General features: G+C 45.0%; 16 protein-coding genes, 1 pseudogene and 1 riboswitch. Of the genes and pseudogenes, 1 reads left to right on the forward strand and 16 read right to left on the reverse strand.

Annotated features, from left to right (window positions below; all coding sequences use genetic code 11):
* Window positions 1–300: 300 nt before the first annotated feature.
* From ACR0QT_RS02335 to ACR0QT_RS02345, 3 genes and pseudogenes are all read right to left on the reverse strand, one after another.
* Window positions 301–1,353, reverse strand: coding sequence for a TRAP transporter substrate-binding protein (locus ACR0QT_RS02335; RefSeq protein ID WP_432629422.1), 1,053 nt, complete (start codon window positions 1,351–1,353; stop codon window positions 301–303).
* Between the two features lie 27 nt (window positions 1,354–1,380).
* A pseudogene (locus ACR0QT_RS02340) lies at window positions 1,381–2,673 on the reverse strand (TRAP transporter large permease); the annotation flags it as partial.
* Window positions 2,674–3,240 (reverse strand): TRAP transporter small permease, encoded by a 567-nt coding sequence (locus ACR0QT_RS02345; protein ID WP_432629299.1) that lies wholly within the window; start codon window positions 3,238–3,240, stop codon window positions 2,674–2,676. It lies immediately after the preceding pseudogene.
* Window positions 3,241–3,533: 293 nt separating this feature from the next.
* Here ACR0QT_RS02345 and ACR0QT_RS02350 point away from each other — a divergent pair, with 293 nt between their 5' ends.
* Window positions 3,534–4,463, forward strand: a complete 930-nt coding sequence (locus ACR0QT_RS02350; protein WP_432629300.1) for a LysR family transcriptional regulator — start codon at window positions 3,534–3,536, stop codon at window positions 4,461–4,463.
* An 86-nt stretch (window positions 4,464–4,549) separates the two neighbouring features.
* Here ACR0QT_RS02350 and thiH read toward each other — a convergent pair whose 3' ends face one another.
* The 13 genes from thiH to brxL form a co-directional block, all read right to left on the reverse strand.
* Window positions 4,550–5,809 carry a 2-iminoacetate synthase ThiH gene (gene thiH, locus ACR0QT_RS02355; protein ID WP_432629301.1) on the reverse strand — a complete coding sequence of 420 codons (1,260 nt, stop codon included), beginning with the start codon at window positions 5,807–5,809 and terminating at the stop codon, window positions 4,550–4,552.
* Window positions 5,810–6,000: 191 nt separating this feature from the next.
* Window positions 6,001–6,765, reverse strand: coding sequence for a thiazole synthase (locus tag ACR0QT_RS02360; protein WP_308451769.1), 765 nt, complete (start codon window positions 6,763–6,765; stop codon window positions 6,001–6,003).
* A gap of 140 nt (window positions 6,766–6,905) precedes the next feature.
* Window positions 6,906–7,637, reverse strand: a complete 732-nt coding sequence (gene thiF, locus ACR0QT_RS02365; RefSeq protein WP_432629302.1) for a sulfur carrier protein ThiS adenylyltransferase ThiF — start codon at window positions 7,635–7,637, stop codon at window positions 6,906–6,908.
* A gap of 176 nt (window positions 7,638–7,813) precedes the next feature.
* Window positions 7,814–8,008, reverse strand: coding sequence for a sulfur carrier protein ThiS (gene thiS, locus ACR0QT_RS02370; RefSeq protein WP_432629303.1), 195 nt, complete (start codon window positions 8,006–8,008; stop codon window positions 7,814–7,816).
* A 155-nt stretch (window positions 8,009–8,163) separates the two neighbouring features.
* Window positions 8,164–8,272: riboswitch (TPP riboswitch) on the reverse strand.
* A 91-nt stretch (window positions 8,273–8,363) separates the two neighbouring features.
* Window positions 8,364–9,479: a 5-methyltetrahydropteroyltriglutamate--homocysteine S-methyltransferase gene (locus tag ACR0QT_RS02375; RefSeq protein ID WP_432629304.1), complete on the reverse strand. Its 1,116-nt coding sequence runs from the start codon at window positions 9,477–9,479 to the stop codon at window positions 8,364–8,366.
* Between the two features lie 182 nt (window positions 9,480–9,661).
* On the reverse strand, window positions 9,662–9,895 hold the full coding sequence (locus tag ACR0QT_RS02380) for a hypothetical protein (RefSeq protein ID WP_432629305.1): 234 nt from the start codon (window positions 9,893–9,895) through the stop codon (window positions 9,662–9,664).
* Between the two features lie 35 nt (window positions 9,896–9,930).
* Window positions 9,931–10,296 (reverse strand): hypothetical protein, encoded by a 366-nt coding sequence (locus ACR0QT_RS02385; RefSeq protein WP_432629306.1) that lies wholly within the window; start codon window positions 10,294–10,296, stop codon window positions 9,931–9,933.
* 29 nt (window positions 10,297–10,325) lie between these two features.
* Window positions 10,326–11,144 (reverse strand): PP2C family serine/threonine-protein phosphatase, encoded by an 819-nt coding sequence (locus ACR0QT_RS02390; RefSeq protein ID WP_432629307.1) that lies wholly within the window; start codon window positions 11,142–11,144, stop codon window positions 10,326–10,328.
* A 16-nt stretch (window positions 11,145–11,160) separates the two neighbouring features.
* Window positions 11,161–11,943 (reverse strand): vWA domain-containing protein, encoded by a 783-nt coding sequence (locus tag ACR0QT_RS02395; protein ID WP_432629308.1) that lies wholly within the window; start codon window positions 11,941–11,943, stop codon window positions 11,161–11,163.
* Between the two features lie 113 nt (window positions 11,944–12,056).
* A complete protein-coding gene (locus ACR0QT_RS02400; protein WP_432629309.1) occupies window positions 12,057–13,358 on the reverse strand; it encodes a protein kinase domain-containing protein in 1,302 nt (433 codons plus the stop codon).
* Between the two features lie 2 nt (window positions 13,359–13,360).
* The gene (locus tag ACR0QT_RS02405) at window positions 13,361–13,867 is read right to left on the reverse strand and encodes a hypothetical protein (RefSeq protein ID WP_432629310.1); all 507 of its coding nucleotides are present in this window, start codon (window positions 13,865–13,867) and stop codon (window positions 13,361–13,363) included.
* 157 nt (window positions 13,868–14,024) lie between these two features.
* Window positions 14,025–15,119, reverse strand: coding sequence for a leucine-rich repeat protein (locus ACR0QT_RS02410; protein WP_432629311.1), 1,095 nt, complete (start codon window positions 15,117–15,119; stop codon window positions 14,025–14,027).
* A 102-nt stretch (window positions 15,120–15,221) separates the two neighbouring features.
* Entirely contained in the window at window positions 15,222–17,273 is a 2,052-nt protein-coding gene (brxL, locus tag ACR0QT_RS02415; protein ID WP_432629423.1) for a protease Lon-related BREX system protein BrxL, read from the reverse strand.
* Between the last annotated feature and the right edge of the window lie 32 nt (window positions 17,274–17,305).

The raw sequence follows: 17,305 nt of genomic DNA on the forward strand, positions 1-17,305 counted from the left end.
CGCGGAGACTTGGCGCGTGATTTTGGTCAGCTCTGCTGACATCTTCTTATCAAAATCACTGCGCATCCACGCGGAGCGTATAACTCAGAAGGGGATTGTCTCCCCTCCTGAGAAAGTTTGTGATACCCCCACCTATAGAGAAGGGGGACATCCACTCTGAGTTATATGTTTTCCGGTTAATCGTTCTTTCCGATTTTATCCCTTACACGCCTACTTCCCGATTATATATGGCTTCTATTCTCACTTATCATTTAGATTTCCATATCTCTCATTCATCAACGGCGACTTACATTACTTACTTTATTTCACTTTATCGATTGCGTCAAGCAACTGGTCTACGAGCTCATCGCCAAGATCTTTGCGAACCATATCGTAAACCGGCTGTGCCTTCTCACGAAATTCTGCCAGAACCGCATCGTCGAGCGTGATAATCTGACATCCGGCATTCTCGCAGGTCTGCTTGTATCCCTCAATGCTCTGATCTGCCTTGGAATTGGCATACTTTGTTGCAACACTCGCACACTCATCGACAAGGTTCTTCACATTCTCCGGAAGACTTCCGTAGACATTCTTGTTCATAAAAAATGTGATGATATGACCGAGATGATTTGTCTCAACCACATATTTCTGAACTTCCTGCACGTTGTTGCCGACGATATTCATGTACGGATTCTCCTGACCGTCGATCGTGCCCTGCTGAAGTCCCATAAATACCTCGGTAAACTGCATCGGCGTTGCAGAAGCTCCGAGTGCATTCCAATATGCGATGTGATACTTGTTCGTCATAACGCGGATCTTCTGACCTTTCAGGTCTGCGAGATTGTGCGTCTCCTTGTTTGTTGTGAGAACACGGAAACCTGCATCGGAATAGCCGAGCATCTGGATTCCACCCGCATTGCAGTACTGATTCATGACATTTACGAAATCACCCTGCAAAACGGCTCTCATCTGATCGGTGTTATCGAAGAGGTTCGGCATATCAAAGACTGCAAACTGCGGAATGAAATCAACGAGATCTGTCGACATTCCCGTTCCGATGTCAATCGATCCGCCGATGACTGCCTCGGTAAACTCGGTCGTATTTCCAAGCTGACCGCCCGGATAGATATCCACGGTGATCTTTCCACCCGATTTCTCATTCACGAGATCGGCAAATTTCTTTACCATCATGTAGTTGATCGAGGTGTCTGCGACTGTCATTGCCGCTGTCCAGTGATACTCGCCGTCAATCTCCGACGGATCGAGCGGAGCAATCTCATCGCCAAAGCCGTCGTCCTCATCCAGTGTGCTTCCTGTGCCACTTCCACTGTTTCCGGCTGTTCCATTGTTTCCGCCTGTCGTCGCATTCGCCATTGTCACACTTGTCTTATCGCCGGAGATCAGGTTCGGAAGACCGAGAGAGATCTGCGGAATGTAGGTGATCAGCATCAGAGATGCGAGGAAGGAAGCGATAAACGGCATGCACGATTTTGCAAGTTTGAGCATTGGAATCTTTGTCATTCCCGACGCGACGAAGAGGTTGATTCCCATCGGCGGGGTGACCATGCCGACTGCAAGGTTACAGGTCATGATAATTCCAAAGTGAACCGGATCGATTCCCGCTGATACTGCGATCGGAACCATGATCGGAGTCAGGATCATGATGTTTGGAATGTTGTCAATGATCATTCCGCAAACCAGCATGATCAGGTTCATCACAAGAAGAATCACGATTTTGTTATCGGAGATTGCCAGAACTGACTGGCTGATCGTCTGCGGATAGCGAAGCAGGGTCAGACATTTTGCAAATGCGGACGCTGCTGCAATGACAAACAGGATGTTGACATAGGTCTTTGCTCCATCCATGAAAACTGTGCCGAGATCTTTTACGGTGATCGTCTTATAGACGAAAATACATACGAAAAGTCCATAGAACACACTGATGACTGCCGACTCTGTCGGACTGCATACACCCGAATAGATGGTACCAAGAATGATGACCGGTGTCATCAGGGCAAAAAAGCTCTCTTTTAACAGTGGCAAAAAGCCTTTCGCACGGATCTCTTTATAGCTCTTTAAAAGTTTTTCCTTATCCTCTCCGTGTTTCTTGCAGTAGTAAAAGCTGTAAAGCATCAGCGCTCCGCCGATCAGAAGTCCCGGAAAGATTCCTGCGATAAACAGTTTTGACGGAGAAGTGTTTGCCGCTGCCGAGTACACAATATAGGAAATACTCGGCGGAATGATGACACCAAGACCGCCGGCAACCGTGACGATCGAGGTCGCAAATACCATGTCATATCCCAGCTCCACAAGAAACGGAATCGTCATCGCGCCGACTGCCGATACCGTCGCCGGGGCGGAGCCGGAGATTGCCGCATAGAACATACAGGTTACAATAACGGCACACGGAAATCCCGCCGTCTTATTTCCAATAAAATATCCAAAGAAATTAAACAACTTTTCTGAAATACCGCCCTGCGCCATGATCATACCGGAGACCATGAACAGCGGAACTGCAAGGAGTGTAAAACTGTTGAGTCCGGCAAACATGCTACGCGCCACATCTCCTGCCGAATAAGCGAAGGCCGGATTTAAGAGGTTCGGAAGCATTGCCATCAGTCCGAAGACACCGCCCACCGGCAGTGCAATCACAAGAAGAACTGCCAGAATCAGAAAGAACAAACCGATCGCCATTTATTTTTCCTCCTTTTTCTCTCGAATCGTTTCCTGTTTCTCCGGAAGCATTTCATTTTCTGCACTCACGGTGCTTCCATCTGCGCCCTCTGCCTCAATGCGATTCGTCAGCACGCGGTAAATCAGCTGAACATAACGCACAATTGTGAGTGCGATTCCAAATGCCATAATCCCATAGAGATTTGCAATCGGAATTCCAAGTGCCGGGCTCGCCTGCTTGACCTTGGCTGCATTTTGGGCAATCTCCATGCTTCCCTTAAACAGCCAACACAGAAAGACGATCATGATCACGTCACAGATCAGTCCGAGCACCTTCTGGATGCTCTTCGGGATCATCATCGTGAACGTGTCCACCTTGATACTGACTCCGAGACGCACTGCACACGGCAGGGCGAAGAATGCGGAGAGTGCCAGGCAATAACAGCAGATCTCATCCGACCAGCTCAGCGCATTGTGGAAACAGTAGCGCATGATGACATTTGCAAACGACAGGCAACTCATCACAACCAGCATTCCCGCAAGAATCATAAGCTCGAAGTTTTTTTCCAGCCACTTGATTTGTTTCATAGTCCCCAACTCCTTTTTCTTTTTTGAAAATTCCTTTCTTTTGTAACTCACTCATTTTGTGAATCTTTTTTGTGAATCACTTCTTTTGTAATTTCCTTCTTCTGTAACTCACTTTGGCTCACTTATTGATGTATTTTTATTATATCCGTGGTATAATCAGAAGTAAAATTACTTTGTTTTCTATTTGTTAGAAGTATTTCTTCTTATATTTTCATGATTTTTCACAAAAGGTATGGAAAAATAGGACAGAATACCCTGACTGATTTGAATATTTTTGCTAATAAGGAGGATTTATGGACTTTCGACAGTTGGAATATATTGTGGCGATTGCTGAAAATAAGAGTATCTCAAAAGCAGCAGAATCTCTCTTCATCTCCCAATCTGGCTTGAATCAACAGCTGATCAAGCTCGAGAAGGAACTCGGCATTCAGCTTTTTGACCGAAACAAACATTTTCTGCGCCCAACGCAGGCAGGCGAAATATACGTTAAAAATGCGGTAGAGATTTTGAAGATCAAGCGAAATACCTACTCTCTTTTGAGTGATTTAAAGAAAGACGCAATCGGAGAGATCACGCTCGGACTGACCCATGAACATGGGATTGAATTGTTTACGGAGATTTTTACCGCCTTCAATCAGCGCTATCCGGGAATCACCTTTTCGCTGACTGAGGCGATCGTTTCCAAACAGAATGATCTTCTGCTTGGCGGGGAGCTCGATCTCGGACTTGTGATGCTTCAGGAGTCTGAGAGAATCAATCTCGACTACATTCCTCTCTACGAGGAGGAACTGATTCTCGGAATCCCAAAGAATCATCCGGAAGCGAGATACAGTGCCGATTTTGGCTCTCCGCTGACCGTCGCAGATCTCTCCCGCTTCCGTGACAGCAAATTTTCTCTGATCTTTGCATCCTCTACGATGCGCCAGTTGATCGACCCACTGTTTCAGACTGCCGGATTTCAGCCGAAAATCCTGATTGAGACGGCGATGAACCATGCGCTGATTCAACTTGTCAGCAAGGGATTTTGCTGTACAATCGTGCCCTATTCCCGGATGCTTGTAAGCCCTTATCGCGCAGACTGTGCCTGGTTTCGCCTGCCCTCGCACCCGACGTGGCAGATCTGTTTTGCAAGGCGAAAAGATACCTATATGAGCGAAGCTCACAAGTACCTGATCCGTCTCGCAAAACGCTATGGACAGACGATGCAGGAGAGATTTCTATAACTAAAAAAATTTTTATAACGGAAAAGATTCTTATCCTGCGAAAATTTTTTATAACGTGGATCGGAAAATACCGTGATATTTTTTATCTACACGTAAATATAATCGTTGAGAACTGGCTGTAAACCGCCCTGCTCCATATCCTCATACATCGTCTTAAAGGAGCGATCATCGTTGATCTCAAACTGCTCATCTCCGACATCCGCGTCCTCCTTGCCCTCGTACTTCTCCTCGTGGTCGCCGATTCCGGTGGAGACGCCTGCCGATACTTTTGTCGCGCAGATTTTTGTGATTCCGTTTCGGAACGAGACACTCTCACGACTCGAAACCGTGATTCCGGCAAACGGCAGAAAGATGCGGTACGCGCACAGAACCTGGCAGAGTTCTTTCTCACCGACGTCTCGCGGATTGATCTTCTCATTGTTCACGATCGGGCGCAGGCGCGGGCAACTCAAGGAAAGCTCGGCATGTGGGTATTTGCGGTTGATGTAGTAGACGTGGAGCGCGGTTGCCAGCGCATCTTTCCGGAAATCATCGAGTCCCAAGAGCGCAGAAAATCCCGCTCCCCTCATGCCTCCGAGCAAAGCACGCTCCTGTGAGTCGAAACGATACGGCCAGACGCGTTTATGCCCCATCAGGTGAAGCGTCTCATACTTGTCCGTATTGTAGGTCTCCTGGAAAACGGTCACATAGTCCACTCCGCACTCGTGAAGGTATTTGTACTCATCCACATTGACCGGATAGATCTCGATGCCGATGTTTTTAAAATACTTTCTCGCAATCTTCACGGCTTCGCCGATGTATTTCACATCCGAGTATGCCCGGCTCTCTCCGGTCAGCATCAGAATCTCTTCCATTCCGGTCTTGGCGATCACCTGCATCTCGTGCTCAATCTCCTCAAACGTCAGTTTCTTGCGCCGGATGTTGTTGTAACAGTTAAACCCACAGTAAATACAGTAATTCTGGCAATAATTTGCGATATAGAGCGGAGTAAAAATATAGACCGTATTTCCGAAATGATTCTTCGTGATCTCCTCCGCCTTTCTCGCCATCTGCTCAAGATATAGCGCACCCGCCGGAGACAAAAGTGCCTTGAAATCCTCGATCGTGCACGACTCATGGGAGAGTGCCCGCTCCACCTCACTGGCTGTGTACGCATTATAATCAAATTCCTCCATCGCCTTGAGCACCTTGTCTTTGATGTCAGACTCAATGATCTGCATCCCCTCCATATATTCCATATGGTTGGTGCGGAACGATGGGTCCTGCTCCAGCCGATGCTTTCTCTCAAGCGCAGCCGGCGGGAGCTTGTCGCTGTCCACAAAATATACCTGATTTTCTTCGTTCATTTGCTGATTCCTCTTTCTGATTTCACGCTCTAACTTCACTTCACATCTTCGTATTCTGTTTTTGCGTTTTTACTTAGTACCTTAACTTGCTATCTTAACTTAGTACCTTAACTTGCTATCTTAAGTTGACGTTTTAATTTGTCTTGTATTTTATTTTCTGCTTTCTCTTTTTCTGCTTCTGCGACTTCATCCTAGCGCAGAAATCCGGTCAGCGGATCGGAGGCGCTTCCGCCTCTTGCAAGCACGCGTCCCATTCCAGTCAGATAAGCCTTTCTTCCTGCCTCAATCGCCAACTTGAAGGCTTCTGCCATCGCCGGCACATCCCCTGCTGTCGCAATCGCAGTGTTTGCCATGATTGCACTCGCACCCATCTCCATCGCCTCACATGCCTGGGACGGCTTGCCAATTCCCGCATCGACGATAATCGGCAGATCAATCTCATCGATCAACACCTGAATCATCGCTTTCGTCGCAAGTCCCTTGTTGCTTCCGATCGGAGCTGCCAACGGCATAACAGCCCCAGCTCCGGCATTCTGAAGATCTCTCGCAACATTCAGATCCGGATTCATGTATGGAAGAACGACAAAACCCTCTTTTGCCAGAATCTCCGTCGCCTTGATCGTCTCGTAGTTGTCCGGGAACAGGTATTTTGCATCGCGCATGATCTCAACTTTCACAAAATTTCCACATCCCATCGCTCTGCTCAGGCGCGCAATGCGAACAGCCTCCTCCGCATTTCTCGCTCCGGATGTATTCGGAAGCAGGGTCACTCCCTCCGGAATAAAATCAAGGATATTCTCGCTCTCCTGTGTATTGGCACGGCGAAGTGCCAGCGTGATGATCTCCGCTCCGCCCTGCTCCACCGCAGACTTAATCAAATTCAGATTATATTTTCCTGATCCCAAAATAAAACGGCTCTTAAATTCTTTTCCACCCAACACAAACTTATCTTCCATCATTTTCTCTCTCCTTCTCTTTAATCCGGTTCTCTCTAATCTGGTTTTCTCTAACCTGGTTCTATTTTCCGGTCATCTCTCTGATCTCATTTTCTAATCTTTTCTGTTTTTCTGATCGTATTTTTCTATTTTTTCTATTTCTATCTATTGTTGTTCTGCATAATCAACTGCAACACCTTATTTGCCTCATGCCCTGCGCAGATGCTCACTCTCGGAGCAATCAGCCCGATCCCATTTCCGACATCCGTGCTCTGGTCTCCGCACACATACAGCCGTCTCATCATCTGCTTCGTTCGGATCTCATTCGCATCTTCATATCCTGCCATTCCATTTCCCGACACGACGATCGTTTCCGGGCACTGAGTCAAAAGCTCTCGAACCAGCATCGCTTTCTGATCCGGGCGGTCAAACGCCTCGCACACAATCGGATATTCCGCAAACAGCTCCTTCACATTCTCGGGCGTGACTTTCACACAGACAGACTCATAGGTCGCATACGGATTAATCTGATACAGAATCTCCGGCAATGCCTCCGCTTTCGGCTTTCCCAACTGCGGAATCAAATACATCTGCCGATTCAGATTCGTGACATCCACCACATCAAAGTCCACGAGAAAAAGTTTTCCGACGCCACTTCTCGCAAGCATGACCGCAATATTAGAACCGAGACCGCCAAGACCGGCGATCGCAACTTTTGCATTGCGAAGTTTCACCTGCATCTCTTTCGGGAATCTCGCATCAAATGCACGATCCAGCTCTTCTTTTAAAATAGACTCCTGCATTCTCTTTTTAATTTCTTCTCGTGCATCTCGACTTTGCATCTCTGATGGATTTAGATTCGTTATCTGTGCACCTCTCTGCATCTCTGCCATTCCATTCCCGCTCCTCTCTCCGTCTCTCCTCTTCTCGCTTCTCTTTCTACTTTTCTCTTTTCCTCTCTCTTCGCGCCTCTTCTTGCCTCTTTTCTTGCTTCTTTTCTTATTTCTTTTCTTACTTCTCTGCTTTCACTTTCTCCTCTTTTCTCCCCTTTTTTCCCTTTTCTCCCCGATCAGCCTCCTCCGACAAATCTCAAAACTTCAATCTCATCTTCATCCTGAATCGTTACATTTCCCAGCTGATCTTTCGGAACGATCTCAAAATTGCGTTCCACAACAACTCGCTCCGGCTCAAATCCTGCTTCTTTTAAGTATTCGAGCAGATTTTTTCCGGCAATCGCTTTCTCTTCTCCATTGATTTTTACCATCTGCGCACTCTCCCCTTTCCTCTTTTAACACCGTACAAAACAACGCAAAAAGGCGCCGGACGACACAATTTTAGTGTCATCCGGCGCCTGTATCCTCTGTGAAAAGTGGTGCCCCCAGTTCACACAAAACAGAGAGCAACGGCACACAAGTCCATTCTTCGCGACATGTATTTCCCTACGTTGGCATTATCCAAATCAGGTTCCAGGTCAAGACTAATAAAGTCTACTCTCAGCCCATCCATTTGAGCTCCCTATTTGTATGGTATTATACAAAATTTCAAGAAAATTTGCAAGTTTTTTCTCATTTATATTTGAAAAAGTCGAAAAACTATAACTTAATCAAGCAATAAGATTTTTATCCCCAGACTTCCTCTGCAATCTCCTTGACGAGTGCCAGCTTTGCCCACTGCTCCTCCTCGGTGAGGATATTTCCCTCCTCCGTGGAAGCAAAACCACACTGCGGGCTCAGGGAGAGCTGATCCAACGGCACATAGTTCTCTGCCTCGTGGATTCTTGCGATAATCGCATCTTTATCTTCGAGCTCCGGGCTCTTGGAAGTGATCAGACCCAATACCACTTTCTGATCCTTGATGAAGCGCAGTGGCTCAAAACCACCTGCACGCTCACTGTCGTACTCCAAAAAGAATCCATCTACGTTGCATCCACCAAACAGCGTCTCTGCAACCGGCTCATATCCGCCGGAGGTAAACCAAGTTGAGCGGAAGTTTCCACGGCAGATATGCATCGTGATCACCATATCATCCGGTTTTGCTTCCAGAGCCTTGTTGATCATCTTGACATACTTCTTTGCAACCTCATCCACATCGATTCCGCGCTCTGCATAAGCCTTGCGTTTTTCTGCGGAACAGAACTCGCCCCATGAAGTATCATCCAACTGCAAATAGCGACAGCCTGCATTGTAAAATGCGCGGATCGCCTTCTGATAAGCCAGTGCAATGTCATTGAGCAGAACTTCTTCATCCTGATATCTCTCGATCGGCTGATAATTCTCCTCTCGAACACAGCAGATCAGATGAAGCATCGACGGAGACGGGATACACTGTTTAACCGTCACATCCCCTGCAATCGACTGCAAGAACCGAAAATGTCTCAGAAATGGATGATCCTCCGGGAAATCAATCTTATCGACGATCTTCAAGGTCTGGCTCTTCGGCTGATGACCCTGAAACGCGATCGAGAAATGCTGAACTGCCACTTTCTCCACACCCTGAAGACCCCAGAGAAAATCGAGATGCCAGAATGCCCGTCTGTATTCTCCATCAGTCACTGCCTTTAAGCCAACTGCCTTCTCGCTCTCAACCAAAGAACGAATGCAAGTATCCTCCACTGCCTCCAGTCCTTCTGCGGACAATGCGCCTGACGCATACTCCTCTCTTGCTTTCTTGAGTTCCTGCTTGCGCAAAAAACTTCCAACAATGTCATAACGATATGGTGCCTGTGCTTTACTCATGGTCTATTTTCTCCTCTTATCTTCTTGCAATTTTTCTTGTGTCTTCGCAAATTATTTTTTATTTTTATTTGCTGTTTTTTTCTGACCACAGTATAGCACGAGCAAGTCGTCATCCGCTAATACCTATTTCAAGCTGTTTGATATAGGGAAAATTTATATCAAATCACATCTTCATCTTTTATTTACTTGTTTTTCTCAAGATAATCCCCATCAATCCAAGCGAGAGCACCCTCTTCTATCTTCCAAACATTTTTCAAAATAAATCGTCTCAACTTTATCTCCTGATCGAGCAACTCTTCCCGGTTTTCTGAATATTTGATTTTCATAAGCAACGAATACAGTTCAACATCATGAATCATTCCCAAACTCGATGTCGCCTTATCTAATTCTTGCTGAACATTTTCTTCTTTTATCATAAAACAAGTAGTCCTTTCATATCGCCCTACACTTTTTAGCGATCTCCTCCGCCCTGGAACCCCTCACCGTTGTAACTCGTCACTCCACCGGATATTCCACACCAGTTACAGGTAAATGTGTTTCCAATAGCAAGATTGCAATTCAACTTCCCACAACTGCATATCATAAAATATTTTGAACCGCAATATGGACATCCGGGATATTCTTCATCTGGTTCAATCATTCCCGCTATCGTAGTGCTATCATATCCCTCTCGCTTGGCTGATGATTCTTTCATCGGAAAAGCCCAAGTATATTTCCACTGTCCATCTCTGATTTTTTCAAAACGCACACCATATATCTTGTGAGCTTCACCACACTTGCACAGTGCTACGGTTGCTTCTGGCATATTTCTTTTCATCAGTAATCCACTTTCACCCTTCTTATCTCTCACTCATAATAAGCCATAACCACGGTAATATCATCTCCACAGCCCATCTCGCTGGTTTCTGATAACCATTCTTTCAAATTTTCTGATACCTTTTTAAATCCATATTCCTGAATCAGCTCATAATAATCTCTGCATGTCTTTTCAAAATCTTCTTGTGTTTTATAGCTGTTAGAAAAACCATCTGTGGATAATAGGTACAGATATGGTAAATCATCCTTTACGCTACGCACCCGAACCATTGTAATTGCCTTCTTCCAGGAATCCCTCTTACAAAGCGAATGCGTTTCTATTCCAAGAATTTTATCCCCTTCTATAACTGCCTGAATAGAATTTCTATCTATAAAAAGAATATCCCCATCACCAAGCTGATAAGCAAAAATAAATTTTTTTGTTACCATCAATCCTAACAAGGTTGTTCCATACAGCTTATAAACTTCTGCCTTATCAACCAGATTATCTTTTCCAATCGGTCTTTCTCGTTTATTATCCCGGTGTGCTTTCCAAACCCGCTCCTTCCACATTCCATCAATCGCCTGCGCGATTTTCGTATCTCCCTCGCGATTCAGATACGTCAAAAGGAACTCCTGATCTTTTTTAAAGTTATCCACCAAATCTTGCATAACTCGACAGAACACATTCACCGCAATCTGAGAACCCGTTTTGCTATACGGACATGACTCACTGCCATGACCATCAGCCACAGCAATCAACACAATATCTTTTGATAACTCAATTTTTTTATAACTATCCTGACATACAATGCCATTGCGAATATGGGAAGCTCCCTGCACACTTTCTCCATAAATCTTTCGATTCACAGCAGTCACCTCCCTTTTACCAAACATCTCCCTCATTTACATCGTCCGGATTTGGGATATTATTCATGTCCAAGACAAGCGGTGCTTTTCCTTCATTCGCTACGGGTAATTCTCCCACAAAAGATTTTTTATCATCAACTGCATCCGAAAGCGCTGGTACAGCTTCTTTTTTCTCCTCAATGATACGACTAGCAGGAGCAGAAACCAAAGAAGCTGCTGTCGATGCCCATTTAATCATTTTTGTCAACATGGCCGCATTATTTGCTTGAAGGACTAATTCCCGATTTCCTGTAAACTCTGTCAGCACCGTGTCATCTGCATCCTGACCAATAGAAATCGCAATACGAACTGCTTTTTTGCCCCATGGCAAATGAAGAAGCTTGTCCAAACTCTTTTTATAATCATCCGTCGGCTGACCATCTGATAACAAAACCAATACTGGCGGAAGTGCACGCTCTGACATCGGTGGAATCGTCAACTGTGCCGCCAGCAACTCAAACGCCTTTCCTAAATCAGTCACTCCACCAGCCTCAAGATCATCCCATGCGAAATCTTCTACTGGAACTGGATTTGTCGTTACCCATGATGCCCCTGTCGAAAATTGGAGCGTTCTCACCAACAGCTGCGCATTTGGATTGTTATCCGCCGCATCTACCATTTCCGGAATAACAGATTGAATCGCATTATTCACCGTTCCAATCTTTTCACCATACATAGAACCCGAACAGTCAACAATCCAAAAGAAATGTAACGGTCTGCTTGCTAATTCTCCACCCGGTCTTTTTAATTTTTCTGCCATAATGTTGTCCTCCATCCATATGCAACGTAATTTCTATTTTTCTGTCTGTACTCACTCAAAATATTCTACTTATTTTTCCCAAGATAACTCTCATCAATATCAGTTAATAAAATTTACCGAAACTCCCCTATATTCTGTCCAAAATTAATTTTTACGCCCTTGGCAATTCCTGCACTGCGTCCAACTGCAACCGGAAGCTGTGTGCCATCGGACTTGATATACGTCCAGTTCACCTGATCTTCATTTCGAACACCCCAGAGATTCGGATTCTTGGGATTCTGCACGACAGATCCCACACTTGTATCCATATCATAATCCCCATAAATATGATGGCGATACAGTTTGCTATCAGACATGAGAAGAACCTTCTGTTTTCCCACAATGAGTTTTGCTGGTACCGAAATCGCTGCGCCGCAACTCCAACAGGTATGCGCCACACTCTGTTCTTCTTTCGTTTCATCATAGAAAACCTCTGCGCCACAGGATGGACATTTCATAATTCCACTCATCATATTTGCAAAAGTATCCAGCCACTTGTTCTCTGTCACTCGACGATTTGGAGACGTAATTCCCACTGTAAATGCCTGCGTGAAAAGATTGCGAAGCTCCTGAGGATACAGATCCCAGTAAATCAATGCATTATCCTGATAACCTTTTACTGGACGATTTGATTTATCGTCCGGATCAAAAATAAACACCGGATGGATTCCATAGAGTTGATTCATTGCAAGAATATCCATGCACTTGATATTAGCCTCAAGCCTTCCCTCTAACGGATGATTTAACATGAACATATAAAATAAGAGCACTGCCAATGAAAACAGATCCGTGTTCCGCGACGGCTTTGCTTCCCCCAGAATAATCTCAGGAGCCATAAAGCGAGGCGTTCCATAGACAGAACTATCATCTGCACCGTTTACTGACACATTATCATTATCACAAATCAGTACCTTACCGGTATCAGGATCGAAAAATACATTTCCAAAAGAAATATCCCGATAGCTGTAACCCATACTGTGAAGCTTTTGATAACCTTTCGTCAGATTATATGCAGTCCTACACAAATGATAAAAAGATGGTTCCGCCTTCCGTTTCATCAAATCGACAATGCTCTTATAATTCTTTGGGCGAAGCGCCATGATATATCCAAATGACTGCCCCACACCTTTATAAATCAGATCTTCTGGCCAGAGAAAACTCTCATCCGGCTTCCCCTTGGCAACCAAATTCTCCAAAATATTTTTCTGTGATGTCGTCGCCGTATGCTTATAATACCATTTTAATGCATAATGTTTTCCCTTGCACTCCACATCATAAACTTCACCTTGACCACCCGCACCCAAAAGTTTCTGAACAACATATTGGTTACGGCTGTCCGAGGTAAGAATTGTTCCACTCTTTAAAAGCCCTTCCATACTCAGTATGACCTCCTCTGTTTGATTAATTGAAATACCTGGTTCACAACACTCCCGTTCGCCACAATCATACAATAGTTTTTATTTCCAAACTGTATCTCACAGGCATTCCTATACGGAGTAATTGCAGTCAAATAACGATAGGCCTTATCAAATCCCCCTTCTGTCGCCTGAAATACAATTCGCTGATTGGTTATGTATAAAATCCCCCTGTGCTGTACCAATTCCGTATGTTCCACCGTTTGTTTTCGCCCAGTATTCCAACGCGTTCCTTTAAATAATCCGGGAGCACTTACCCCGCTGTGACGAAACTCTTTCACAGTTTTCTGTTCCAGATGGATCGCTTTATCGATAAAATGAATGTGTTCTCCTTTTTTCAAAAACAATTTATCTGTATTCAAAATAGGAAGGCGACCAGACATAATTTCCTGTTTTGCCGGATCTGGAAGAATGGTTGTGACGACAGGAATCTGATTCCGATTTCCAAGCAACACATCAAAAAATCCCATCCTGTTCACCTCTTCCCCTGTAATAATAAATAATACCCTAAAATGCTTCTCTTGTGGTCGCCTTTTACGCGACAATCAAGTTCTCATTCAAGCAGGTCAATGCTCTCTTCACAAAACGTTTTCATACAGCTTCTTCGCAAAACTTCTTCACACAAATTTACACAAGTTGATATTTTATCTTATTCTTTCTAGCGTATTCTTCGGCATAGGAACCGTATGTGCACTGCAACACAAACTGCTTGTCCATATCGTCAAAAGCATGATCTCCGATTGCCTGTACGCTATCCGGAATATAAATCGTGAGCAGTTGTGTACAACCGGCAAATGCCTCATCTCCGATCGAATTTAGCTTCTTATGAAGTTGCACTTTTCGCAGATTTGTACATCCCTTTAATAATCCATTTGAAATATCAGAAATATTTTCTGGAATGTCCACCTGTTCCAGATGAATACAATTAGAAAAAGCACCCTCCCCGATCTCATGGACTGATCTTGGAATCTGCAATTTTTTTAGTCCACTGTCTGCAAATGCATACGCACCGATGCGACGCAGGCCTTCCGGAAATGCAACAGCAGACAAGGCTGAACATCCAGACAGGGCACCTTCCTCGATCTCTGTAAGACTCTGAGAAAAAATAATCTGATGAAGTTTCGTACAATCAGAAAATGCTTTTTTCCCAATTCTGAGATATCCTTCTGTCATGATCGCCTCTTCGATCTCTGTTCCTGAAAAGGCATCCTCTTTAATCTCAAGAACAGCTTCTGTTTCTCTTCGATTCTGAAAAATCACGGTATGTTGATTAGTTCCCTGAAATCCAGTCACTGCCAGTCCATTTCCGATCAAACTTTTCTCATAAGTAAAAAGATCTCCATACTGCCGGTTCGATGATTTCTCTTCTCTGATCGCCGGTGCGCTACTGCTCTTTGCTTCCTGTAACTTGATCTCACACGGCTTATGCAACACACGTTCCCCATAGCAGACACACCACATCGCTACCGTCCAGTCTGCATTTTTTCGACTGATACCATATTCTTCGATCAACCGCTTTACAAATCGATATGCAAATGCATTGTTAATTTGAGGTACTGATTCCAGTTCCGCTGCCAAGCCCAAATCATATGCTGCTAAAATCAGATTGATCTGCATCTGCTGTCCCGGAAAATAATCTTTCACCAGACCAAAGAAACGGGATCTGATCGAAATTGCCTCCTGATAGTTTTTCAATAAATTTTCAAAATCCGACTCAAACATCCCGTTATCCTCCCTCAATCAATTCTTGATCCATTAATCCATCTTCTTATCGTACAAATTTTCTTAATAGGTTTCTCTCTTATATTATTATATTACAGTATCTTATTCCACACCGAGCGCCTTGAACACGGCTTCCTGCGCCGAGGAATAAAAGATCAGGCTAAAAGCACCGACCAGATCAGACGGCACTGTTCCCAAATCTGCTGCCGACGTGATTGGAAGCAGCACCTTTTTCGCCCCGCTGTCCAGACACACCTGCAATGCATTCGCGAGCTCGTCCACCTTGATCAGTGTACCACCGATACTCATCTCACCAAGAACCGCCAAACTGCTAAGTGTCGGCTTACTTAACGCGGCAGAGCAGATCGCAATTAAGGTCGAGAGCGCCAGGCGTCCCGTCATACCAAGACCATTCAGATCCTGATAATTGATAATATAATCCTTTGTCGTCGTACTGATCTGACCGGAAATCGAATTTCCATTCGCCTTCAAGAAATTAAATGCCGTATTTGTCGCTTCTTTCGCAGCTCGGTCCGATCCAATTCCCGTACACTGGAATTTGCCGTTTCCCGGAAGAATCTGCGTCTCCAGCGAGTAAACGCCAATCATGCCACTCTTTCCCTGTGAAACGGTATAGACGTTGCCCGGCTTATTGATTCCCTCCGGAATCAGTTTGCCACTGCCACTCTCCGGCACCGATACATAATGCTCCTCAAAAGATTCATTATCTACATAAGAGAAATTCACATCATAGAATTCCATTCCACCGATCTTCTTTAACTGTTCCTTGACACGGCGACGCAGTTCCAGAGAAATTGTCAGAATCTCTTCCACATCCTCTTTCTCGTACTCGCCATCCGGGTAAAGCAATTTTGTAAAGCCAGACACCATCTTTCGGACTGCAATCGTATCTCTCTGATTCAGATTGCTTCCAAGACGGAAATACTTGTCAAAAGCATCTCCAAACGACGCCTTTCTCATCTCACGCATAAATTCAGAGAGATAATCTGTGATAAATCCATAATCATCCGTAAAGAAATCCGGGCGATATTTCGGAATCTCCCATCCCGGCACATAACAATGCATTCGATCCAAGAATGCCGTATCATACGCCATCGCATCCGGAAACGGCTCAAACAGCGTTGAGGTCTTCTGCAACACATCCACACTCTGATTGATATTTCCGACAAACGCCATCGATGCAGAAGCCGCCTTCTCCTCACGTCCACGCGCAAATGATCCTGATGCCATGTAATCCTTCATGATCTGGATGCCATCTTTATCCTTAAATGTGATACCTGCAACCTCATCAAATGCAACACAGTCCCACATGCCAACAAGACCAACCGTCTTTGTCGCCATATTGTAAAAGAGGTTTGCAACCGTTGTCTGACCGCCGGACACCAGAATGGAGTTTGGCGAAATCTCTTTATAAATATGGGATTTACCAGTACTTCTCGGTCCCAACTCACAAAGGTTAAAATTGTTCTCCACAAGCGGGATCATACGCGCAAGAAGCAACCATTTCACACGCTCACTGAATTTATCCGGTTTCATTCCTGTTGATCGCAGCAGCACATCGATCCATTCCTCTTTCGTGAATGCCTTGCGACCATTCTTCAAATCATCCATATCGATATGCGGCATCTGAATCGGTGTCAGTTTCCGAATATGGATCGGACTCATCTTGTTCTTCTCTTCCTCGATGAACTCATACTCCAACTGTAAGATACACCAGATACCACCACAGAGCAGGCGATCATACTGTTTCGGGTAATCCGGACGAATCGGAATATCCTTGATTCCCAGATTGGAGAACTCCGCCTGGTACTGATCCTCTTTGATATTCAAACGCACCGTAATCTTGTCAATTACCGTATAACTGCCACGCTCACGAAGCACAGAAAGTACCTTCTGTGCCTCATCCGGTCGAACAAAATTGTCGGAGAGAATTCGCTTTACGTTGCTCACACCCTCCTCGATGATTTCCTCATCATCCGAACTACAATACTGCCCCAGCAAGAACTCCAACACATATACCGGGACATTCGCTCCTTCTTTGATGTGCTTTGTCAAATCCTTTCGGACAATGCGACCATCAAAGTACTGACGTAACTTATTTTTGATTGTTGTGCGGGTGTCTACCTGCTCCATCTCTTCTTCAAACACGATCCATTCCCCCTCAC

This window comes from Brotaphodocola sp., from assembly GCF_050873365.1.
Taxonomy (GTDB): domain Bacteria; phylum Bacillota; class Clostridia; order Lachnospirales; family Lachnospiraceae; genus Brotaphodocola.